The sequence below is a fragment of the Streptomyces globisporus C-1027 genome (genome assembly GCF_000261345.2).
Classification (GTDB): domain Bacteria; phylum Actinomycetota; class Actinomycetes; order Streptomycetales; family Streptomycetaceae; genus Streptomyces; species Streptomyces pakalii.
The window spans coordinates 7,238,772-7,259,444 of sequence record NZ_CP013738.1; the positions used below are offsets into that span (position 1 = coordinate 7,238,772).

The 20,673-nt window shown below is 72.4% G+C and carries 19 protein-coding genes; 7 read left to right on the top strand and 12 right to left on the bottom strand.

The features are described 5' to 3' along the window. Position 1: 1 nt before the first annotated feature. The 7 genes from WQO_RS31970 to WQO_RS37190 all read right to left on the bottom strand — a co-directional run bounded on the left by WQO_RS31970 (position 2) and on the right by WQO_RS37190 (position 5,534). Positions 2–1,282 carry a beta-ketoacyl synthase gene (locus WQO_RS31970; protein ID WP_010059025.1) on the bottom strand — a complete coding sequence of 427 codons (1,281 nt, stop codon included), beginning with the start codon at positions 1,280–1,282 and terminating at the stop codon, positions 2–4. Beyond that, positions 1,272–2,660, bottom strand: coding sequence for a beta-ketoacyl synthase N-terminal-like domain-containing protein (locus WQO_RS31975; protein ID WP_058954172.1), 1,389 nt, complete (start codon positions 2,658–2,660; stop codon positions 1,272–1,274). The genes WQO_RS31970 and WQO_RS31975 overlap by 11 nt, the downstream gene beginning before the upstream one ends. Further along, entirely contained in the window at positions 2,657–3,481 is an 825-nt protein-coding gene (locus tag WQO_RS31980) for an SDR family NAD(P)-dependent oxidoreductase (protein WP_010059027.1), read from the bottom strand. Before WQO_RS31980 ends, WQO_RS31975 begins: the two co-directional genes overlap by 4 nt. After that, positions 3,478–4,389, bottom strand: a complete 912-nt coding sequence (locus WQO_RS31985; RefSeq protein ID WP_010059028.1) for an SDR family NAD(P)-dependent oxidoreductase — start codon at positions 4,387–4,389, stop codon at positions 3,478–3,480. Before WQO_RS31985 ends, WQO_RS31980 begins: the two co-directional genes overlap by 4 nt. Beyond that, positions 4,382–4,849, bottom strand: a complete 468-nt coding sequence (locus tag WQO_RS37030; RefSeq protein ID WP_237274188.1) for a 3-oxoacyl-[acyl-carrier-protein] synthase III C-terminal domain-containing protein — start codon at positions 4,847–4,849, stop codon at positions 4,382–4,384. Before WQO_RS37030 ends, WQO_RS31985 begins: the two co-directional genes overlap by 8 nt. 2 nt (positions 4,850–4,851) lie before the next feature. Beyond that, complete coding sequence (locus WQO_RS37035) at positions 4,852–5,157, bottom strand: beta-ketoacyl-[acyl-carrier-protein] synthase family protein (protein WP_237274189.1); 306 nt, start codon at positions 5,155–5,157, stop codon at positions 4,852–4,854. 137 nt (positions 5,158–5,294) lie between these two features. Next, complete coding sequence (locus WQO_RS37190; RefSeq protein ID WP_335339695.1) at positions 5,295–5,534, bottom strand: beta-ketoacyl synthase N-terminal-like domain-containing protein; 240 nt, start codon at positions 5,532–5,534, stop codon at positions 5,295–5,297. Positions 5,535–5,956: 422 nt separating this feature from the next. Between WQO_RS37190 and WQO_RS32000 the strand changes: the two genes are divergently transcribed. From WQO_RS32000 to WQO_RS32015, 4 genes are all read left to right on the top strand, one after another. Beyond that, positions 5,957–7,330: an adenosine deaminase family protein gene (locus WQO_RS32000; protein ID WP_010059031.1), complete on the top strand. Its 1,374-nt coding sequence runs from the start codon at positions 5,957–5,959 to the stop codon at positions 7,328–7,330. A 96-nt stretch (positions 7,331–7,426) separates the two neighbouring features. Then, positions 7,427–7,867 (top strand): nuclear transport factor 2 family protein, encoded by a 441-nt coding sequence (locus tag WQO_RS32005; RefSeq protein WP_010059032.1) that lies wholly within the window; start codon positions 7,427–7,429, stop codon positions 7,865–7,867. Beyond that, the gene (locus tag WQO_RS32010) at positions 7,864–9,060 is read left to right on the top strand and encodes an MFS transporter (RefSeq protein WP_010059033.1); all 1,197 of its coding nucleotides are present in this window, start codon (positions 7,864–7,866) and stop codon (positions 9,058–9,060) included. The genes WQO_RS32005 and WQO_RS32010 overlap by 4 nt, the downstream gene beginning before the upstream one ends. An 87-nt stretch (positions 9,061–9,147) precedes the next feature. Further along, on the top strand, positions 9,148–9,813 hold the full coding sequence (locus tag WQO_RS32015) for an ATP-dependent endonuclease (RefSeq protein ID WP_029182142.1): 666 nt from the start codon (positions 9,148–9,150) through the stop codon (positions 9,811–9,813). Positions 9,814–9,870: 57 nt separating this feature from the next. On the opposite strand, the gene WQO_RS32020 is transcribed toward WQO_RS32015, so the two are convergent. From WQO_RS32020 to WQO_RS32040, 5 genes are all read right to left on the bottom strand, one after another. Next, positions 9,871–10,896, bottom strand: coding sequence for a LacI family DNA-binding transcriptional regulator (locus WQO_RS32020; protein WP_010059035.1), 1,026 nt, complete (start codon positions 10,894–10,896; stop codon positions 9,871–9,873). 61 nt (positions 10,897–10,957) lie between these two features. After that, positions 10,958–12,040, bottom strand: a complete 1,083-nt coding sequence (rhaS, locus tag WQO_RS32025) for a rhamnose ABC transporter substrate-binding protein (RefSeq protein WP_010059037.1) — start codon at positions 12,038–12,040, stop codon at positions 10,958–10,960. 46 nt (positions 12,041–12,086) lie between these two features. After that, entirely contained in the window at positions 12,087–13,079 is a 993-nt protein-coding gene (locus WQO_RS32030) for an ABC transporter permease (RefSeq protein ID WP_010059039.1), read from the bottom strand. Further along, the gene (locus WQO_RS32035) at positions 13,072–14,112 is read right to left on the bottom strand and encodes an ABC transporter permease (RefSeq protein ID WP_010059041.1); all 1,041 of its coding nucleotides are present in this window, start codon (positions 14,110–14,112) and stop codon (positions 13,072–13,074) included. The genes WQO_RS32030 and WQO_RS32035 overlap by 8 nt, the downstream gene beginning before the upstream one ends. After that, entirely contained in the window at positions 14,109–15,626 is a 1,518-nt protein-coding gene (locus WQO_RS32040; RefSeq protein WP_010059043.1) for a sugar ABC transporter ATP-binding protein, read from the bottom strand. Before WQO_RS32040 ends, WQO_RS32035 begins: the two co-directional genes overlap by 4 nt. Before the next feature lie 261 nt (positions 15,627–15,887). Here WQO_RS32040 and rhaI point away from each other — a divergent pair, with 261 nt between their 5' ends. The 3 genes from rhaI to WQO_RS32055 all read left to right on the top strand — a co-directional run bounded on the left by rhaI (position 15,888) and on the right by WQO_RS32055 (position 20,643). Then, positions 15,888–17,048 carry an L-rhamnose isomerase gene (rhaI, locus tag WQO_RS32045; RefSeq protein WP_010059044.1) on the top strand — a complete coding sequence of 387 codons (1,161 nt, stop codon included), beginning with the start codon at positions 15,888–15,890 and terminating at the stop codon, positions 17,046–17,048. Positions 17,049–17,137: 89 nt separating this feature from the next. Then, positions 17,138–19,177 carry a bifunctional rhamnulose-1-phosphate aldolase/short-chain dehydrogenase gene (locus tag WQO_RS32050; protein ID WP_010059045.1) on the top strand — a complete coding sequence of 680 codons (2,040 nt, stop codon included), beginning with the start codon at positions 17,138–17,140 and terminating at the stop codon, positions 19,175–19,177. Continuing rightward, positions 19,174–20,643, top strand: coding sequence for a rhamnulokinase (locus WQO_RS32055; protein WP_010059046.1), 1,470 nt, complete (start codon positions 19,174–19,176; stop codon positions 20,641–20,643). The genes WQO_RS32050 and WQO_RS32055 overlap by 4 nt, the downstream gene beginning before the upstream one ends. The last annotated feature ends 30 nt before the right edge of the window (positions 20,644–20,673 follow it).

The window sequence follows — 20,673 nt, forward strand, 5'->3', positions numbered from 1 at the left end:
GTCATGGCAAGTCGCCGCCTTCGTATTCGATGAGCATGCTGGTGGCGTCGCCGCCCGCCCCGGAGGCGAGCACCAGCGCGCTGTCGCCCCCGGTCGCCAGGCCGCCCGCGAGCACCGGTTCGCCCGGCAGACCCGCGTACGGCTTCAGGGTGTTGGCGCTCGGGGCGATATGGCCGTGGCGCAGCATCAGGAGACTGCCGAGGAGCTTGACCAGGCCGCCCGTCCCGGCGACATGCCCGAAGACCGCCTCCTGGTTGGTCAGCAGCAGCTCGCCGCCGTACCCGGCCGCCTCCCGCACCCCGGCCAGCGCCTCGCACAAGTGGTCCTCGACGAACCGGTTGCCGTCCGCGTAGTCGTTGACGAACGCGAGATCGCCCGGACCGCGCCCGGCCGACGCCAGCGTCGCCAGCACATCCCCCACCACATTGGCGGGCGGCCCGGTCGCGACGGTGGAGGGACCGTTGGAGCGGGAGGTGCGCAGATGGGCCCGGTGCAACAGCCCAGGCCGGTCCCCGGTGGTCGCCGGGTTCTCCAGGACGACGGCGAGCGCGCCCTCCCCGGTGGCGTTGCCGGTCTGGATCTCGTCGTGCGGCCGCACGTCGGAGGGGTCGTCGGAGAGCGAGGAGGCGCGGTAGCCGCTGCGCCCGGTGTGGCTGGTGCCGGCGACGAACACCGGGTCCACGGTGGTGTCCACGCCGACGACGACCGCCCGGTCGATGTCCCCGCACCGGAACATCTGCTGGACCAGGTGGAGTGTCCGCAGCGCCACGTTGCAGGAGCCCGCCACGCTCAGCGTCTGGCACGGCAGCCCGAGCCCGGAGGCCACGGTGCCGACCACGCTGGGCGGGGTCCCGTTGAGCCAGTACTCCATGCCCAGGGCGGCGAAGCCCTCGGCATGGGCCACCCGGTAGTAGCGCTCGGTCTCCGGGAAGGCGAACTGGAGCGAGCAGGCGACCAGCGCCGTGCGCTCGGGATCGAGATCGTCGGCGGTGAGCCCGGCCTGTTCCAGGGCGCCGTGCACCGCGCCCGTCGCCATCAGCCCGGCGCGGGAGGAGCGGCGGATCTGCCGCTCCGACAGCGGGAGTTCCCGCTCCGGGTCCCAGCCCTCCACCGTTCCGGCGATCCGGAGGGGGAGCTCGGGGTGGGAGTACGGGGAGAGGCAGCTCACCCCGTCGCGCACCACGCGCCAGAAGGTGTCCGCGTCCAAGCATGCGTGGCCGTCCGGCCCCGGGAGAACGAACCCGGCGCCGGAGAGACGCAGCAGCGGTATCTCAGCGGGCATCACCACCTCCCAGCAGCAGCGCGCTGTTGGCCCCGCCCACCTGGTAGTTGAAGCTCAGCGCCCGGTCGAACTCCAGGGCGCGGGTCTTCGTCCCCGGCACCGGGGCGAACGAGCAGACCGGCGACGGGACCGTGCAGTTGGCGGTGGGGCAGACCTCGCCCTCGCGCATCATCATCAGCGTCAGCGCCGTGCCCAGGTTGCCGAGCGGCGCACCGCTGTGGCCGAAGCACGCCTCCTGCGAACTCACCATCACCTGGACGGACTTCTCACCCCACAGCGAGCGCACGGCGTTGGACTCGATGCGGGTGAACAGGGCGTCGCCCTCGCCGCCCCCGTTGACGTACGGGATGCGTTCCAGAGAGGTGTGGTCGCCCAGGGCGCGGCGGGCCGCCTCCGCCAGACCCGTCCCGCCGGTGTCGATGGCGACCGCGCTGTTCAGCCCGGAGCGGGTGGTGGCCTGGCCGAGGACCGCCCCGTGGGAGCGGGCGCCGCGTGCGGCGGCGTGGGCGCGGCTCTCCAGGATCAGGGTCACCGAGCCGTCGCCGTAGTTCATGCAGTCGCCCGCCGTGTCGTACGGGCGCATCGGCCGGTCGTGGCGGGGCGCGGCAGGCGGGTCGTCGTTGTGCCGCACGACGACGGCCTCCCGCTCGACGACCTCCCGCAACCGGTGTCCGTGCAGCACCCGTTCGGTGTCGAAGCGGTCCACTCCAGTGACGACGACGAGGTCGCTCTGGCCGGAGGCGATCATCGTGCGCGCGATGCCGAGGAGCACCGAGGAGGAGGCGCAGCCGCAGCTCACCGTGTAGTTGGCGCCGGTGGAACCGAGCAACGCGGCCTGGACCGGGCCGACATCGCTCGACGTGCCCGCCACCAGGAGCCGTACGAAGAGGGACTTGGCGTCCCTCGGGCTGATCGTCGCCGGATCGGCGTCGTGCCAGGCGCGGTAGCTGTCGTAGTTGCTGTCCACCCCGGCACGCGCGGTCAGGACGTCCGCACCGCGCAACGCCCCCGCCGCGTGGTCGAGTCCGGCGTCCCGGCAGGCTTCGACCAGCGAGACCAGACCGTAGAGGTGGACGTCGGCGTAGCTGCGCAGATAGCGGGACGGGATGTCGGGCAGCAGCTCCCCGAACGCTTCCCGCGCCCCGCGTACGGTGCCGTGGTGGAAGCCGTCGCGTTCGACGTGGCTGGTGCCGACGGCGGCGGTCGCCCAGACCTGCCCGGCCGTGCGCACCGGCTCGTCGCCCGCGCCGGGCAGGCAGAAACCCATGCCGGTGACCAGCGCGTCCCGGGGCCCGGGGGCCCAGGGGCGGGCCGCCGGGGCGAGCAGCCGCCCGGGCGCCGGTGCCGCGTCCCGCTCCTGGCCGTACTCCTCGCTCACAGAGCCCCCGCGTCCACGTTGACGGCCTGGCCGGTCATCCCGCCGGAGAGGTCCGAGAGCAGGAACAGCACCTGGGCCGCGATCTCCTCGGGGCGCACCAGACGGCGCAGGATGGTGCTGTTCACCGCCCGCTTGAGGTACCGCTCCCAGGTCAGGTCCGGCGGGCCGTGGTGCTTGGCGATGGCCGCCATGAACGGGTCACCGTAGCGTTCACCGTCGGTGGCGGCCGGGCTGTCGGTGAGCCCGGGGCACACCGCGTTGACCCGCACGCCGAAGGCGCCCAGCTCGGAGGCGAGCGCCTGTGTCATGCCGTTCAGGCCGAACTTCGATGCGCAGTAAGAGGTGTTGGCGGGCAGGCCGCGCTTCCCGGCGATGGAGGAGACCATCACGATGTTGCCCTCGCGGCGCTCCATCATTCCCGGCACGATCGCCCGCGCGACCCGGAAGGCCCCCAGCAGGTTGATGTCGATGGTGGCCATCCACTGGTCCTCGTCCTGGTCGCACAGGAACGCCTGGTTGCGGGCCTCGCCCGCGCAGTGCACCAGCCGGTCGATCGGGCCGAGCCGCTCCTCGGCCTCACGGACGGCGGCGCGCACGCTCTCGGCGTCGGTCAGGTCGCCGGGGACCGCAACCGCGCGCCCGCCGTCCGCCTCGATGCGCTCGGCGAGCAGCCGCAGCTCCTTCTCGCTGCGGGCCATGAGCGCCACGCGGGAGCCGTGCGCGGCGAGCATCGTCGCCAGGACGGCGCCGATGCCGCTGCTCGCGCCGGTCAGGAAGGTTGTCCTGCCTTCGAGCAGGGTGGGTGCGAAGCCGCTCGTCATGCTGTGTTCTCCGCTTTCTCGGGGAGGTCCGCCGTCGCGGCCGTCGTACGTGTCCCGGTGGTCCGGCCGACCGGGGGCAGGACGCGGGCGGGCAGTCCGCCGGCGTCGATCTCCAGCACGGTGCCGGTGACGGAGGGGTTGTCGGCGGCGAAGGCGACCGCCTCCGCCACGTCCTTCTCGTCGCACCAGCGACGCAGCGGCACATGGCGCCGGAGGTCGGCCATGTACGCGGCGTGCCGCTCGCTCGCCTCCGAACGGCGGCGCAGCGCCTCGCCGTCGACGACTCCGGGGGCCACCGCACTGACCCGGATGCCGTACTCGCCCAGTTCGATCGCCCAGGTGCGGGTCAGCGCCTCCACCCCGGACTTGGCCGCGCAGTAGGCGGACTGCCCGTACGCGCCCCTGCGGACGGTGGAGGAGATGTTGACGATCGCGCCGGGAGTGCCGGCGGCCAGCATCGCCTGCGCGGCGTTCCGGCCGACCAGGAAGGTACCGATGAGCAACGAGGTCACCACCCGTTCGAAGTCCTCCAGCGGGTGCGGGGAGAGCACCGGCGGCCCGTCGGGCCGCTCCCTGACGCTCACCAGGCGGCGGGAGAAGTTGTTGCCCGCGTTGTTGACGCAGAGGCCGAGCGGCGGGACGTCCTCGGCCAGCCGCTCGAAGAGTCCGGCCACCGACCCCTCGTCGGTGACGTCCGCCCGTACGGCGTGCAGGGCGATCCCGTCGTCCGCCGCCGCCTTGACGGCGGCGTCCAGGCTGTGCGGGTCGCGTCCGCAGATCACGGTGTGCCAGCCCACGGAGGCGAGATGGCGGGCGATGGCCGAACCGAGGCCCCGGCTGCCGCCGGTGACCAGGGCCGTACCCCGGACACCGCCCGTGTGCAGAGAAGGTGACGACTGATCAGGCACGGAAGAGCAGCCCTCCGTAGTACCAGCCGGAGCCCACCGTGGGCGTGTAGCAGAGGTCGCCCGGCTTCAGCCGGCCGTCGAGCGCCATTTCGGAGAGAACGATGGGCACCGAGGCGCTGCCGGTGTTCGCCCGTGTCTCGTAGTTGGTGATGAAGCGCTCCTCCGGGATGGAGAGGCGTTCCCGTACGGCGGTGTGCAGTTGGCCCGTCCCCGGGTGCGGCACCACCCAGTCGATCTCCTCCATCTTGGTGCCCGAACGCGCCAGCATCCGGGTGGCCAGATCGGCGTGGGAGCCGGCCGCGACGGAGACCAGCTCCCGGCTGCTTCTGATCCACCCGTTGGGCGGGTACACCGTCACCGTCTCCCGGCCGGAACCGTCGCTGATCAGCAGCGAGTCCCACAGCCCCGCGTCCGGCTCCGCGCCGCGTGAGAGCACGGCCGCCCCGGCCGCGTCGCCCACGATCAGCTCACCCTTGCTGCCGGGCCGGACCCGGCGCGAGAGCGCTCGCTGGAGACGACGAGCGCGTGCCGCCAGTCCGCGTGCGTGCCGAAGTACGCCGCAGCCGTCTGGACCCCGTGCACGAAGCCCGTACAGGCGCCGCACACGTCGAAGGCCAACGCCCGCTCCGCGCCCAGCAGATGGGCGGTGTACGGGGCCCACTCCGGGACGAACTGGCGGTCGGTCCAGTTGCTGAAGACCACGAGGTCGATCTCGCCGGGCGTGACGCCCGCCTGCTCCAGCGCCGCGCGGGCCGCCCGCACACCCATGTACGCGGGGGTCTCCTCCTCGTCCGCGACATGGCGGCTGCGGACGTCGAGCCGCCCGATGACCGCCTCGTCGACCGCGTTGCCCGCGGGGTCCTCGGCGCTCCCACAGCGCCCGAGCGTCCCCTCGTCGGCACTCCCTACCTGGCGAGCGGTCCCGACGACCTGATCAGCCGCTTCGTCCGCGCGCCCCGACGGCGATGGCGGCCAGGGTGGCCGGGCAGCCGGCCAGCCCCGACCCGGCGACGGCCCACCTCAGGCCGCTGCCCCCGACCGCCCCCGGCGAGTACCACGTCGGCGCTGCCCGACCGCAGTTCGCGCAGGGCGATGCCGATCGCGTGATGGCCGCCGACACAGGCACTGCTGACCGTGGTGACCAGGCCCTTCGCACCGCGTCCTCGGTACCCAGCGGCTGATGGCCGGGGCGCTCGGCCAGCCGGTCTCGGCGGTCGTGGTCATCGGTAGAAGCCTTCCGGGTCCATGGTGCGCAGGAGCGAGAGTTCTTCGCTGGTGACGGGCTTCTCGTCGCGCCGGGAAGATCCGCTCCGGCGATCTCGTCGCGACCATCGGCATCGGGCGCCGTCGGGGAAGTCCCAGCCGGTGAGGTCGCGGACCGCCGCCTCGGGACGCCGTCGGTCGCCGCGTACGCGGCCCAGGCGCCCTCGCCCAGCGGCGGACACGCCACGACGTTGCCCCGGCGGTCGGCGACGACGCGTAGCTCAGCAGCGACCACATCTCCATCTCGAACGGCCTGCCCTCGGCCAGTTCGCGGTAGAGGCGGTTGGGGCGCGGCGAGGGGTAGGTGTCCCCGACGAAGCCGGAGGGCGGCGACCTCCACAACCACCTCTCGGGCGCGGTCACCACCGAGCACCTGATCCAGCTCGCGGGCGAGAACGGCCTGTGCATCGACGCCACCGACACCGCCGTGCGCCCGCCCTGCGGACCGGGCACCCGGCCGGCCGCCGACGCCCGCACGGACGCGGAGTTCCGGCAGCGGATCGTCCGCGCCTGGTCCATGCAGGACTTTCCCGCCGACCAGCCGGGCCACGACCACTTCTTCGACACCTTCGGCAAGTTCGGCGAGGCGACCCGCGACCGCGGCAAGATGCTCGCCAACGTCGCCGACACCGTCGTGGAGCAGAACCAGTTCTATCTGGAGACCCTGGTCACCCCCGCATCGGACGCCGCGAAGAAGCTCGCCGAATCCGTGGGCTACGACGCCGACCTCGCCGCCTTCCACCGGAAGCTGGTCGCCGGCGGAAAGCTCGACGGGGTCGTACGGGAGGCGGACGCCGCCGACGCCCAGTTCCGGGAGACGGCGCACTGCGACACCGGCCGCCCCGCCCCCGGCTGCCGCCTGCCCGTCCGGTGGATCTCCCAGGTCTCCCGCGGCAGTTCGAACGAGCGCGTGTTCACGCAGATGGCCGTCGGTATGCGCCTCGCCGAGCGCGACCCGCGGTTCGTCGCCGTCAACCTCGTCCAGCCGGAGGACGGCGAGAGCGCCCTGCGCAACTACCGCCTCCAGATGCGGATGCTCCAGTACCTGCGCACCCAGTACCCGGACGCCCGCCTCACCCTGCACGCCGGTGAGCTGACCCCCGGCCTGGTCAAGCCCGAGGACCTGACGTTCCACATCCGCGAGGCCGTCCAGGTCGCCGGAGCCGAACGCATCGGCCACGGCGTCGACCTGGTCCGCGAGGACGACTGGCAGCAGCTGGCCCGGACGATGGCCCGGCGCGGTGTCGCCGTCGAGGTGCCGTTCAGCAGCAACAAGCAGATCCTGGGTGTGGCGGGCGACGACCACCCGTTCAACGCCTACCGCCGCTACGGCGTCCCGGTGGTCCTCGCCACCGACGACCCCGGCGTCTCGCGCATCGACATCAGCCACGAGTACCAGTACGCCCGCGCCACCTACGGCCTGAGCTACACCGAGCTGAAGGACCTCGCGCGCGCCTCGCTGGAGCACGCCTTCCTCGACGGCCACAGCCTCTGGGCCTCCGGCTCCGCGCGCACCGGCTACCGCCCGGTCCGCGCCTGCACCGGTTCGCGGCCGGGCGTCGCCCCGCCCGCCCCGGCCTGCGCCCGCCACCTCGCGGACAACGCGAAGGCGGCGACCGAGTGGCGCCAGGAAGCCGCGTTCGCCGGATTCGAACGCCGCCAGGGCGGAGCGCGCTGACCCCGCGCCACCGCTGAGACGCCGAGGGCGGGGCCCGCGCGGCCCCGCCCTCAGCCATGACGCGCGACGCACGCGGCCCGGGGCTAGGCTCGCACCATGGCAGAGAGCGGAGAGGAACAGACCCCCGGACCGCCCCCGGACCGGGGAACAGCCGACGTCGGCCATGCCCGGCTCACCGCGATCGTCGACGACTGGGCCGCCGCGATCGTCGCCAACGAAGCCGACCGGATCGGCTCCTTCATGGCCGACGAGTGGGTCATCGTCTCCGGGTCCGGCATCGCGGACCGGGAGGAGTTCCTCGGCTACGTACGGTCCGGTGACCTGACCCATTCGGCCATGGAAGCGGTCGTCCCACCGAGGGTCCGGGTCCACGGGGACACCGCCGTCGTCACCGCCCGGATCATCAGCACCGCCCACTACGGCGGTCAGCGCTTCGACGCCGACGAATGGACCACGGACGTGTTCGTACGGCGCGACGGGCACTGGCGGTGCGTGCTGAGCCACATCACCCCCGCGGCCCCGCCCGCCGGTTCATGACCCGTCCGCATCGGAGCGGGAAGCGCCTCGGCTACCCGGCCGCCGCGGCCGTCTTCGCCGTCGGCATGGCGGGCACCACGCTGCCCACCCCGCTCTACGGTCTCTACCGGGAGCAGCTCGGCTTCTCCGAGCTGATGGTGACGGTGGTCTTCGCCGTCTACGCCCTCGGAGTGATCGCCACCCTGCTGCTCGCCGGGAACGTGTCCGACGAGGCGGGGCGGCGGCCGGTTCTCCTCGCCGCCCTCGGCTTCTCGGCGGCCAGCGCGCTCTGCTTCCTCTTCGAGGGCGGGCTCCCCGCCCTGTTCGCCGGCCGGCTCCTCTCCGGGTTCGCCGCCGGACTGCTCAGCGGCGCCGCGACGGTCACGGTGATGGAGCTGGCCCCGGCGGGGCGCGCCGCACGCGCCGGGCTCGCCGCGACCGCCGCGAACATGGGCGGCCTGGGATGCGGGCCGCTCCTGTCGGGGCTGCTCGCCGAGTACGCCCCCTGGCCCCTGCGGCTGCCCTTCGTCGCGCACCTGGCTCTGATCGCCGTGGCCGCCGTGCTGACCTGGTTCCTCCCCGAGACGGTCGCCTCCGCCCGGGTGAGGGGGCTGCGGCTGCGGCCCCAGGGCCTGGCCGTCCCGCCCGCGATGCGCGGCGTCTTCACCACCTCGGCGGTGGCCGCCTTCGCCGGGTTCTCCCTGCTCGGCCTGTTCACAGCGGTCGCCCCCGCGTTCGTCGCCGAGACACTCGACGTGCACAACCTGGCCCTCACGGGGCTCGTCGTCTTCTCCGTCTTCCTCGCCTCGACGGCCGGACAGGCGCTCATGGGGCGGGTCGGCGAGCGCCGGGCCCTGCCGGGCGGCTGTTTCGTCCTCGTCGCCGGACTCGTCCTGGTCGGCGCCTCGCTGGTGTTCACCTCGCTGCCCCTGCTGGTCGCCGGGGCCCTGTGCGGCGGCCTGGGCCAGGGGCTGGCGTTCCGGGGTGCGGTGGCGGCGATCAGCGCGGCGGCCCCGCCCGAACACCGGGCCGCGACCGTGTCCGCGTTCTTCGTCATCGCCTACCTGGGCATCTCGCTGCCCGTCGTCGGCGTGGGCGCCCTGACCCTCGGCATCGGACTGCGGAACGCCGGACTGACCTTCTCCGGCTGTGTCCTGGTCCTCGCCCTGGGCGTCGGCCTGTACCTGGCCCGCAGGCCTCCCGAGCCCCGGTGACGTAACGCTGCCCGTGGGAAACAGGTCCTCGTCGACGTACACGAAAACCCTTGTCGTACCCGCCGATCACGGTGCGAGACTGGCCCGGTGGACACAGCGACGCGCTTGAGGCAGACGGTCATCTCCTGGGCCGCGGACGACAGCGACACGCCGACGCCCGCCGAGGCCGGGGCCGCCCGTGAACTGGCCGCCGGACTGGGCCTGCGCACGGTGGTGCTCGTCGAGGGCGTCAGCGACCGTGCGGCGGTCGAGGCGCTCGCCGAACGCCAGGGCCGCACCCTGACCGCCGAGGGCGTCGTGGTCGTGCCGCTCGGGGGTGCTACCAGCATCACCCGTTTCCTGCGCCTCCTGGGTCCCGACGGCCTCGATGTCCGGCCCGCCGGTCTCTGCGACGCGGCGGAGCAGCGCTTCTTCCTCCAAGGGCTGGAGCGCACCGGCTTCGGCGCCGGTCTCGCCCCCGACGACCTGGAGACCGTGGGCTTCTTCACCTGCCACGCCGACCTGGAGGACGAGCTGATCCGGGCGCTCGGCACCGACGGCGTCCAGCAGGTCATCGACGACCAGGGCGACCTGCGGACGTTCCGGCTCTTCCAGAAGCAGCCCGCCCAGCGGGAGCGGCCGGTCGAGGCGCAGCTGCGGCGCTTCATGGGAACCATCGGCGGACCTAAGGAGCACTACGCCCGAGCGCTGACCGAGGTCCTGGACCTCACCCGCCTGCCCCGGCCGCTGGACGGGCTCCTCGCCCACCTCTGACCACCGGGCGCGTAGGCCCACCGGCGGCCACCCCGCTACGTTCCCAGCGCCTTCGACTCAGCGAGCGGCGAGGCTCGACCGCCGCACCACCAGCTCCGGCTGCAGCACGACCCGCCGGTGCTCGTGCGCCCCCGCCGAGGCCCCCGCCCCGGTCTCCTCCAGCAGCAGACCGGCCGCCAGCGCCCCCATCGTCGCCGCCGGCTGCCTCACCGACGTGAGCGGCACCGCGGCCGCCGCCGCGAACTCGATGTCGTCGTACCCCACCAGGGCCAGGTCATCGGGTACGGAGACCCCGGCGGCGAACAGCGACTGCAACACCCCCAGCGCGAGCAGGTCGTTGGCGCAGAACACCGCGGTCGGCCGGTCGGAGAGCCCCAGGAGCCGGGCCCCCGCGTCCCGCCCCGCCGCCACGTCCAGCCGTTCCGTGGGCAGTTCCCGCAGGGCCTCCGGGCCGAGCCCCGCCTCGGCGAGCGCGGCGAGCGCCCCCGTACGGCGGTCCCGGACCTGGTTGAAACCGGGCGGCCCGCTCACGTACGCGATGGAGCGGTGCCCGGCGTCCAGCAGATGCCGCACCGCCAGCGTCCCGCCCGCCACGTCGTCGACCGACACCGAGCACTCGGTGGTTCCCTCCGCGACCCGGTCGACGAGGACGAACGGGATGTCGTGCCGCCGGAACGCCGCGATGTTGCGCCCGGTCGCGTCGGCGGGGGTGAGCAGCACCCCCCGGACCCGCTGTTCCGCGAAGAGCGACAGATACTCCGCCTCCTCGCCGGGGCTCTGCGCACTGTTGCAGACCATGACGCCGAGCCCCGCCTCCCGCGCGGCCCGCTCCGCACCGCGCGCCACGTCCACGAAGAACGGGTTGCCCATGTCGAGGACCAGCAGCCCCATGATCCGGCTGCGCCCCGCCCGCAACTGCCGCGCCGACTCGCTGCGGACGTAGCCGAGCCGGTCGATCGCCGACAGGACGCGGGCACGGGTGTCGGGACCGACCGTGTCCGGGCGGTTGATGACGTTGGAGACCGTGCCCACCGATACTCCGGCGACCCGGGCCACGTCCTTGATACCCACCGACTGGGCCATCAGACGGAGACCTCCAGAGGCGCGAGGGACGCGGGACGGACCCTCAGCCTATCCGCGACCATCAGAAGTCGAAGTCGTCGATGTTGTCCTTGTCGAACACCGTCGGCTTGCCCAGGTCGACCACCCCGTCCTTGCCGATCGTGTAGGTGCCCAGTTCGCCCGCCTCGAACGTCTGGCCCTCCTCGCCGGTGATCTGCCCGGACGCCAGGGCGACCGAGGCGTGGCCGGCCAGTTCGCCGAGCTTCGCCGGGTCCCACAGCTCGAACGCCTCGACCGTGCCGTTCTTCACGTACGACCGCAGATCGTTGGGGGTGCCGAGGCCGGACAGCTTCACCTTGCCCCGGTACTTCGAACCGGACAGGTACTGCGCCGCCGCCTTGATGCCGACGGTGGTCGGCGACACGATCCCGGCGAGCTTCGGATACTCCTGGAGCAGCCCCTGGGTCTGCTGGAAGGACTGCTGGGCGTCGTCGTTGCCGTACGCCACCTTCACCAGCTTCACGTCCTTGTACTTCGGGTCCTTCAGCTCGTCCTTCATGTAGTCGATCCACAGGTTCTGGTTCGTCGCCGTCTGGGCGGCGGACAGGATCGCGATCTCGCCCTTGTAGCCGATCTGTTCGGCGAGCAGCTGGACCTGCGTGCGGCCCAGGTCCTCGGCCCCCGCCTGGGACACGAAGACGTTGCGGCAGTCGGGCTTGGTGTCGGAGTCGTACGTGACGACCTTGACGCCGTTCTTCATGGCCTGCTTGAGCGCGGTGCACAGGGCGCCCGGGTCCTGGGCGGACACGGCGATGGCGTCGACCTGCTGCTGGGTCAGGGTGTTGACGTAGGAGACCTGGCCGGAGGTGTCGGTGGCGCTGGTCGGGCCGACCTCCTTGAAGGTGGAACCCAGCGCCTCGACGGCCTTCTGCCCGCCCTTGTCGGCGGTGGTGAAGTAGGGGTTGTTGACCTGCTTGGGCAGGAAGCCCACGGTCAGCCCCTTCTTGGTGGGAGCGTTCGGGTCCGCCGTGCCGGCCGAGGCGGCTGCCCCGCTCTCCTTCTTCACATCGCTCTTGGTGGTGCCCCCGCAGGCGGTGACGGCGAGCGCGAGGGAGGTGACGGCGGCGAGGGCCGCACAGGTACGGCGGATCGATGACGTACGCATGGCAGGGTCCTTTGCGGAAGAAGGGCGGGTTACGGGCACGGGGTCGTCAGGGAGTCGGGGCCGAGACGGTCCGCCGCCCCGCCCTCGCGACGGAGATCTGGCGGGCGACGCGCGGGCCGAGCACGGAGAGCACGAGCAGCACGCCGGTGACGACGATCTGGGACTGCGCGGAGACGTCCCCGAGGCTCATCACGTTCTGCAGCGCGCCGAGCAGGAACACGCCCGCGATCGCGCCACCGAGCGTGCCCTTGCCGCCGTCGAAGTCGATGCCGCCCAGCAGAACGGCCGCCACCACGGACAGTTCGAGACCGGTGGCGTTGTCGAATCGGGCGCTGGCGTAGTGCAGCGCCCAGAACACGCCGGTGAGTGAGGCCATCAGCCCGGTCACCGTGAACAGGATCAGCTTCTGCCGCTTCACCCGTACGCCCGCGAACCTGGCCGCCTCCTCGTTGGCACCCGTCGCGAACAGGGAACGCCCGAACGGCGTTGCGTGCAGGGCGAGTACGGCGACGGCGAGGAGCGCCAGGAAGGGCAGCAGGGCGTAGGGAACGAACGTGTCGCCGATCCGCCCGGCGGCGAAGTCCAGGTAGGGGGACGGGAAATCGGTGACGGCGTCCGACCCCAGCACGATCTGCGCGATGCCCCGGTAGGCGGCGAGCGTCCCGATGGTGACGGCGAGCGAGGGCAGTCCGAGCCGGGTCACCAGCAGCCCGTTGACCAGCCCGCACACCACACCGAGCAGCAGGCAGAGCGGGATGATCGCCTCGATGGGCAGGCCCTGGTTCCACAGCGCCCCCATCACCGCCCCCGAGAGGCCGGCCGTCGACGCCACCGACAGGTCGATCTCCCCGGAGACGACCAGGAGGGTCATCGGCAGGGCGATGAGCGCGATGGGCAGGGTGTTGCCGATCAGGAACGACAGGTTGAGGGCGTTGCCGAAACCGTCGACGAAGCCGAAGGACAGCAGCAGCACCACGATCAGGAGGGCGCCGACGACCGTGTCCCAGCGGACGGCGCGCGCGAGTGCGGAGTCAGCCATGGCGGGCGTTCCTCTTCTTCAGGGCGGACGCCACGCGCAGGGCCACGATCCGGTCGACCGCGATGGCGAGGATGAGCAGGATTCCGTTGATCGCGAGCACCCACACGGAGCTGACGCCGAGCGCGGGCAGCACGCTGTTCACCGAGGTCAGCAGCAGTGCGCCGAGCGCCGCCCCGTACACCGTGCCGGAGCCCCCGGTGAAGACCACTCCGCCGACCACGACCGCGCTGACGACGGTGAGTTCGTAGCCGCTGCCCGTACCGGAGTCGACGTTCCCGAAGCGCGCCAGATACAGCGCGCCCGCGAGTCCGGCCAGCGCCCCGCAGAAGGTGTAGGCGAGCAGGATCCGCCGGCGTACGGGAATCCCGGCCAGCCGCGCCGCCTCGGGGTTGGAGCCCAGGGCGTACAGCTCGCGCCCGCTTCCGAAGTGCCTCAGGTAGTACGCCGTCGACGCCAGCACCGCCAGGGCGATCAGCGCGAGCCACGGGACCGCCGAGATCCCGCCGGAGCCGAAGTCCACGAAACCGTCGGGGAGATCGGCCGCCGTGATCTGCCGGGAGCCGACCCAGATCGAGTCGACGCCCCGGATGATGTAGAGCGTCCCGAGCGTCACGACCAGGGCGGGCACCTGGCCGAGGCTCACGAGGAGCCCGTTCAGCAGGCCGAAGCCGACGCCGAGCAGCACGGCCAGGACCACGGCCACCACCGGGTGCCCGCCGCCCTGGAGATACGTCCCGGCGGCGAAGGCGCTGATGCCGAGGGTCGAGCCGACCGACAGGTCGACGTTGCGGGTGATGACCACCAGCGCCTGGCCGGTGGCGACCAGCACGAGGATCGTGGCGTTGAGCAGCAGGTCCTTGATGCCCTGCTCGGAGAGGAACGTGCTGTTGCCCAGCTGGGTGAGCGCGAGCATCGCCAACAGAAGTACGAAGATGGCGAGTTCACGCATCTTGAAGACGCGGTCCACCAGCCGGGTGCTGCTGGAGGCGGGGATCGGCGCGACGGGCGCCGGTTCCGTCGTCGTCACCGTCATGCGGCGGCCCTCCCGGTGGCTGCGGCCATCACGGTCTCCTCGGTGGCGTCGGAACGGGGGATCTCGGCGGTGAGGCGGCCCTCGTGCATCACCAGCACCCGGTCGGCCATGCCGAGGATCTCCGGCAGATCGGACGAGATCATCAGCACCGCCACCCCGTCCGCCGCCAGCGCGCTCAGCAGCCGGTGCACCTCCGCCTTCGTTCCGACGTCGATCCCGCGTGTCGGCTCGTCGACGATCAGCACGGCGGGCCCGGTCGCCAGCCACTTGGCCAGCACCACCTTCTGCTGGTTGCCGCCGGACAGGGTGGAGACGGCATCCGCGATGCGGGCGTACTTCACCTGGAGCCGGACCGCCCAGTCGAGCGAGCGGCTGCGCTCCGCACCCCGGTCCATCAGCCCCGCCCGCCGGGTGGCGCGCAGCCCGGTCAGCCCGATGTTCCGCTCGATGGACATGCCCGTCACCAGGCCCTGGGCCCGCCGGTCCTCCGGGACCAGGGCGAGCCCGGCGGCCATGGCGGTGGACGGGGCGCCGTTGACGAGCGCCCGCCCGGCCACCTCGACCTCGCCCGCGTCCCACCGGTCGACGCCGAAGACGGCCCGCGCCACCTCTGTACGCCCGGCACCGACCAGCCCCGCCATGCCGACGATCTCGCCGCACCGCACCTCGAAGGAGACGTCGGTGAACACGCCCTCGCGGGTGAGCCGCCGGACGCTGAGGGCGACCTCGCCCGCCTCCACGTGCTGCTTCGGATACAGCTCGTCCAGGTCCCGGCCGACCATCCGGCGGACCAGGTCCTCCTCGGTCATGCCGGCCAGCGGTTCACTCGCGATCAGCGCCCCGTCCCGCAGGGTCGTGACGCGTTCGCAGATACGGAAGATCTCCTCCAGCCGGTGCGAGATGAACAGCACGGCGGCCCCCTGCTCGCGCAGCGCCCGGACCACGCCGAACAGGCGCGCCACCTCGCTGCCGGTCAGGGCGGCGGTCGGCTCGTCCATGATCAGGACCCGGGCGTCGAAGGAGAGGGCCTTGGCGATCTCCACGATCTGCTGGTCCGCGATCGACAGGCCGCGCGCCGGGCGGTCGGGGCCGAGCTCGACGCCGAGCCGGTGCATCAGCGCGGCCGTGGCGGTCCGGGTGGCCCGGTGGTCGATGCGGCCGAGCGCCCGGCGGGGCTGACGGCCCATGAAGATGTTCTCGGCGATCGACAGGTCGGGGAAGAGCGTGGGCTCCTGGTAGATGACGGCGATACCGGCGTCCCGGGCGTCGGCGGGACCGTGGAAGGTGACCGGCTCGCCGTCCAGCAGGACCTGGCCGGTGTCAGGCCGGTGCACTCCGGCGAGCGTCTTGATCAGGGTCGACTTGCCCGCGCCGTTCTCCCCGGCGAGAGCGTGGACCTCGCCGGGGAACAGGTCGAGGGACACGTCCCGCAGCGCGCGCACGGCGCCGAACGACTTCGAGATGCCCCTCAGGGCCAGCACGGGGGCCGGATCCTTGGCGGACCGGTGGGTCATCGGTGGCTCCTCGACGATGCGGAGGGCGTCCTCACGGCATTGTGAAAGGTTTCAAATGAGTTGCCGGGACGTTAGGCAGGTCCCTCGGGGCGCGTCAATGGGGCTGAACGGAAATTCTCAACTGCCCCTTGCGTTCATAAGGTTCTGCGCCGTCAGGTCTGCCGGAAGGGTTGACAGCTCTCAGGGGCGCTCCTACCTTCAACCCCGCATGAATCGTTTCAGATTCATGCGCGTTCACACCGACGTCACAGGAGCGACGAAGTGACCGAGCACGCCACGGTGAAGGCCGCCCTCACGTCCCAGGCCATCGAGACGCCCTCCTGGGCGTACGGGAATTCGGGGACCCGCTTCAAGGTCTTCGCCCGGCCGGGCGTGCCCCGCACCCCCGAGGAGAAACTCGACGACGCGGCGAAGGTGCACGAGTTCACCGGAGCCGCACCCACCGTCGCCCTCCATATTCCCTGGGACACGGTCGACGACTACGCGGCCCTCGCCGAGCACGCCCGCGACCGGGGCCTGGCCGTCGGAGCGATCAACGCCAACACCTTCCAGGACGACGCCTACCGGCTCGGCAGCGTCTGCCACCCGGAGGCCGCCGTACGGCGCAAGGCCCTGGATCACCTGATGGCCTGCGTCGACATCATGGACGCGACAGGGTCCCGGGACCTCAAGCTGTGGTTCGCGGACGGCACGAACTACCCCGGCCAGGACGACATCCACGAGCGGCAGGACCGGCTCGCCGAGGCGCTCGCCGCCGTGTACGAACGGCTCGGCGACGACCAGCGCATGCTCGTGGAGTACAAGCTGTTCGAGCCCGCTTTCTACACGACCGACGTCCCGGACTGGGGGACGGCCTACGCCCACTGCCTCAGGCTGGGCCCGAAGGCGCAGGTCGTCGTGGACACCGGGCATCACGCGCCGGGCACCAACATCGAGTTCATCGTCGCGACCCTGCTGCGCGAGGGCCGGCTCGGCGGATTCGACTTCAACTCCCGTTTCTACGCCGACGACGACCTGATGGTCGGGGCGGCCGACCCCTTCCAGCTCTTCCGCATCATGTACGAGGTCGTCCGCGGCGGCGGGCTCACCGCGGACGTGGCCTTCATGCTCGACCAGTGCCACAACATCGAGGAGAAGATCCCTGCGATCATCCGCTCGGTGATGAACGTCCAGGAGGCCACCGCGAAGGCGCTCCTCGTGGACCGCGCGGCCCTGGCCGACGCCCAGCGCACGGGCGACGTCCTGGAGGCCAACGCCGTCCTGATGGACGCCTACAACACCGACGTACGCCCCCTGCTCGCCGAGGTCCGCGAGGGACAGGGCCTCGACGGCGATCCGATGGCCGCCTACCGGCGCTCCGGCTGGGCGGTGAAGACCGCAGAGGAGCGGGTCGGCGGACAGCAGGCGGGGTGGGGGGCGTAGGCCCTCCCGCGCCCCCCACCGCGCGCCGACCCGCCGCACCCGACCCCCCTCTCCGCCCCTCCCTTCGCGAAGGACACCGAGGAACCCCCATGGCACTCCACCCCGAAGCCGCAGCGCTCCTGGCCCGCTCCCACCGGCTCGGCTCCGACCCCCGCAACACCAACTACGCGGGCGGCAACGCCTCCGCCAAGGGCGTGTCGCCCGACCCGGTCACCGGCGACGACGTCGAGCTGATGTGGGTCAAGGGCTCCGGCGGCGACCTCGGTACCCTCACCGCCGAAGGACTCGCGGTCCTCCGCCTCGACCGCCTCCGCGCGCTGCACGGCGTCTACGCGGGCGAGGAGCGCGAGGACGAGATGGTCGCCGCCTTCGACTACTGCCTGCACGGCAAGGGCGGCGCGGCCCCCTCCATCGACACCGCCATGCACGGGCTCGTCGACGCCCCGCACGTCGACCATCTGCACCCCGACTCCGGGATCGCCCTCGCCTGCGCGGCCGACGGCGAGAAACTGACCGCCGACTGCTTCGGCGACACCGTCGCCTGGGTCCCCTGGCGGCGCCCCGGATTCCAACTCGGCCTGGACATCGCCGCGGTGAAGGCCGGCAACCCCGAAGCCATCGGCTGCGTCCTCGGCGGCCACGGCATCACCGCCTGGGGCGCGACGTCCGAGGAGTGCGAGGCCAACGCGCTCCACATCATCCGCACCGCCGAGACCTTCCTGACCGAGCACGGCAGGCCCGAGCCGTTCGGGCCGGTGATCGAGGGGTACGCGGCGCTGCCCGAGGCCGATCGCCGTGTGCGGGCCGCAGCTCTCGCCCCGTACATACGCGCCCTCGCCTCCCGGGACCACGCCCAGGTCGGCCACTTCGACGACTCCGACGCCGTGCTGGACTTCCTCGCCCGCGCCGAACACCCGAGGCTGGCGGCCCTGGGCACCTCCTGCCCGGACCACTTCCTGCGCACGAAGGTCAGGCCCCTGGTCCTCGACCTGCCTCCGACCGTCGAACTCGCCGAAGTCGTCGACCGCTTGGGTGAACTGCACACCGCCTACCGGGAGGAGTACGCCGCCTACTACACCCGGCACGCGGAGCCCGGCTCGCCTCCGATGCGGGGCGCGGACCCGGCGGTCGTGCTGATCCCCGGGGTGGGGATGTTCAGCTTCGGCAAGGACAAGCAGACCGCGCGCGTGGCGGGGGAGTTCTACCTCAACGCGATCAACGTGATGCGCGGCGCGGAAGCCGTCTCCTCCTACGCCCCGATCGAGGAGTCGGAGAAGTTCCGCATCGAGTACTGGGCCCTGGAGGAGGCCAAGCTCCGGCGGATGCCACCGCCCAAGCCGCTGGCCACCCGGGTCGCCCTGGTGACCGGCGCGGGCAGCGGCATCGGCAAAGCCATCGCACGCCGCCTCGTCGCGGAGGGCGCCTGTGTGGTCGTCGCCGACCTGGACGCGGTGAGCGGGGCCGCCGTCGCCGAGGAACTGGGCGGCCCCGACCGGGCGGTGGCCGTCACGGTCGACGTCACCGGCGAGGAGCAGGTGGCCGGCGCCTTCGCGGCGGCGGCACTCGCCTTCGGCGGCGTCGACCTGGTGGTCAACAACGCGGGCATCTCCATCTCCAAGCCGCTGACCGAGACCACGGTCCGGGACTGGGATCTCCAGCACGCCATCATGGCCAGGGGCTCTTTCCTCGTCGCCCGCGAGGCCGCGCGCGTCATGCGGGCCCAGGGCCTCGGTGGCGACCTTGTCTACATAGCCTCGAAGAACGCGGTCTTCGCCGGTCCCAACAATGTGGCGTACTCCGCCGCCAAGGCCGACCAGGCCCACCAAGTACGTCTGCTGGCAGCAGAGTTGGGCGGCGACGGCATTCGCGTCAACGGAGTCAACCCGGACGGTGTGGTGCGCGGCTCCGGCATCTTCGCCGGTGGGTGGGGAGCGCAGCGCGCCGCCACGTACGGGATCGAGGAGGAGAAGCTCGGCGAGTTCTACGCCCAACGCACCCTCCTCAAGCGGGAGGTGCTGCCCGAGCATGTCGCCAACGCCGTCTTCGCGCTCACCGGGGGCGAGTTGACCCACACCACCGGCCTGCACATCCCGGTCGACGCCGGGGTCGCCGGGGCCTTCCTGCGATGAGCGCCGCCGGTACGAAGACCTTCGCGGCCGTCGACCTCGGCGCGTCCAGCGGGCGGGTCATGACCGGCCGGGTCGGCCCGGACACCCTGCGCCTCACCGAGGTCCACCGCTTCCCCAACCGGCCCGTGCACCTTCCGGAGGGCCTGCGCTGGGACATCCTCGGCCTGTACGGGGGAGTGCTCGACGGGCTGCGCGCGGCGGGCCCGGTCGACTCCCTGGGCATCGACAGCTGGGCGGTGGACTACGGACTCCTCGCCGCCGACGGATCCCTGCTCGGCAACCCCGTCCACTACCGAGACCGGCGTACCGAAGGCGTCCCGGAGCAGGTGTGGGCCACGGTCCCACCCGATGACCTCTACCGGGCGACCGGAATCCAGTACGCCCCCTTCAACACGCTCTACCAACTCGTGGCAGCACAGGGAACACCGCAACTCGCATCTGCCCGAAGCCTGTTGTTGATCCCGGATCTGATCGCGTACTGGCTCACGGGGGAGCGGGGCACCGAGCTGACCAACGCCTCCACCACCCAGCTCATCGACCCGCGCACCGGCGACTGGAACCGCCCCCTGGCCGACCGCCTCGGCATCGACCTGGCCCTCTTCGCCCCGCTGCGCCGCCCGGGCGACCCGGCGGGCACGCTGCTCCCGGCGGTCCAGGAGCAGGCCGGGCTGCCCGGCCCCGTACCGGTGACGGCCGTCGGCTCGCACGACACCGCCTCCGCCGTCGCCGCCGTCCCCGCCGGGCGGCGGGAGCGGTTCGCCTACCTCTGCACAGGAACCTGGTCGCTGGCCGGCCTCGAACTCGACGCGCCCGTCACCACCGGGGCGAGCCGCGCCGCGAACTTCACCAACGAGCTGGGCGTCGACGGCACCGTACGCTTCCTGCGCAACATCATGGGCCTGTGGCTGCTCCAGGAGTGCATGCGCACCTGGGAGCTGACCGACGTCACCCCCCTGCTGGCCGAAGCCGCCCGCATGCCCGCTCTGCGGTACGTGGTGGATGCCGCCGCACCCGAGTTCCTGGCCCCCGGAAACATGCCCGGACGCATCGCGGCCGCCTGCCGGGCGAACGGGGGGCCGGTGCCCCACAGCCCGGGGGAGATCACCCGCTGCGTCCTCGACTCGCTGGCCCTCGCCCATCGGCGGGCGATCCACGAGGCGCAGCACCTGGCCGATCGCGAGGCCGACGTCGTGCACCTCGTCGGCGGCGGGTCGCGCAACGCCCTGCTCTGCCAACTCACCGCCGACGCCTGCGGGGTGCCCGTGGTCGCGGGCCCCGCCGAAGCGGCCGCGCTCGGCAACGTCCTCGTCCAGGCGCGGGCCCACGGCCTGCCCGGCGACCTGGCCTCCACACGCGAACTCATCGCCCGCACCCAGCCCTTGACCCGCTACGGACCGTCGGGCGACCCGACGGCCTGGGAGGCGGCGGCGCGCCGAACCGAAGACCCCCGCCCCCTGCCTGCCTGACCGACCGACCGCATTCCCTGCCCCATCCCC

What these genes read in the sequence shown, in the direction of transcription:
- WQO_RS32040 (WP_010059043.1), bottom strand. Translation starts at nt 15,626, where the DNA reads ATGACCCACCGGTCCGCCAAGGATCCGGCCCCCGTGCTGGCCCTGAGG.
- WQO_RS32055 (WP_010059046.1), top strand. Translation starts at nt 19,174, where the DNA reads ATGAGCGCCGCCGGTACGAAGACCTTCGCGGCCGTCGACCTCGGCGCG.
- WQO_RS32010 (WP_010059033.1), top strand. Translation starts at nt 7,864, where the DNA reads ATGACCCGTCCGCATCGGAGCGGGAAGCGCCTCGGCTACCCGGCCGCC.
- WQO_RS32005 (WP_010059032.1), top strand. Translation starts at nt 7,427, where the DNA reads ATGGCAGAGAGCGGAGAGGAACAGACCCCCGGACCGCCCCCGGACCGG.
- WQO_RS32050 (WP_010059045.1), top strand. Translation starts at nt 17,138, where the DNA reads ATGGCACTCCACCCCGAAGCCGCAGCGCTCCTGGCCCGCTCCCACCGG.
- WQO_RS32030 (WP_010059039.1), bottom strand. Translation starts at nt 13,079, where the DNA reads ATGGCTGACTCCGCACTCGCGCGCGCCGTCCGCTGGGACACGGTCGTC.
- WQO_RS32020 (WP_010059035.1), bottom strand. Translation starts at nt 10,896, where the DNA reads ATGGCCCAGTCGGTGGGTATCAAGGACGTGGCCCGGGTCGCCGGAGTA.
- WQO_RS31970 (WP_010059025.1), bottom strand. Translation starts at nt 1,282, where the DNA reads ATGCCCGCTGAGATACCGCTGCTGCGTCTCTCCGGCGCCGGGTTCGTT.
- WQO_RS31980 (WP_010059027.1), bottom strand. Translation starts at nt 3,481, where the DNA reads ATGACGAGCGGCTTCGCACCCACCCTGCTCGAAGGCAGGACAACCTTC.
- WQO_RS32035 (WP_010059041.1), bottom strand. Translation starts at nt 14,112, where the DNA reads ATGACGGTGACGACGACGGAACCGGCGCCCGTCGCGCCGATCCCCGCC.
- rhaS (WP_010059037.1), bottom strand. Translation starts at nt 12,040, where the DNA reads ATGCGTACGTCATCGATCCGCCGTACCTGTGCGGCCCTCGCCGCCGTC.
- WQO_RS37035 (WP_237274189.1), bottom strand. Translation starts at nt 5,157, where the DNA reads ATGGGTGTGCGGGCGGCCCGCGCGGCGCTGGAGCAGGCGGGCGTCACG.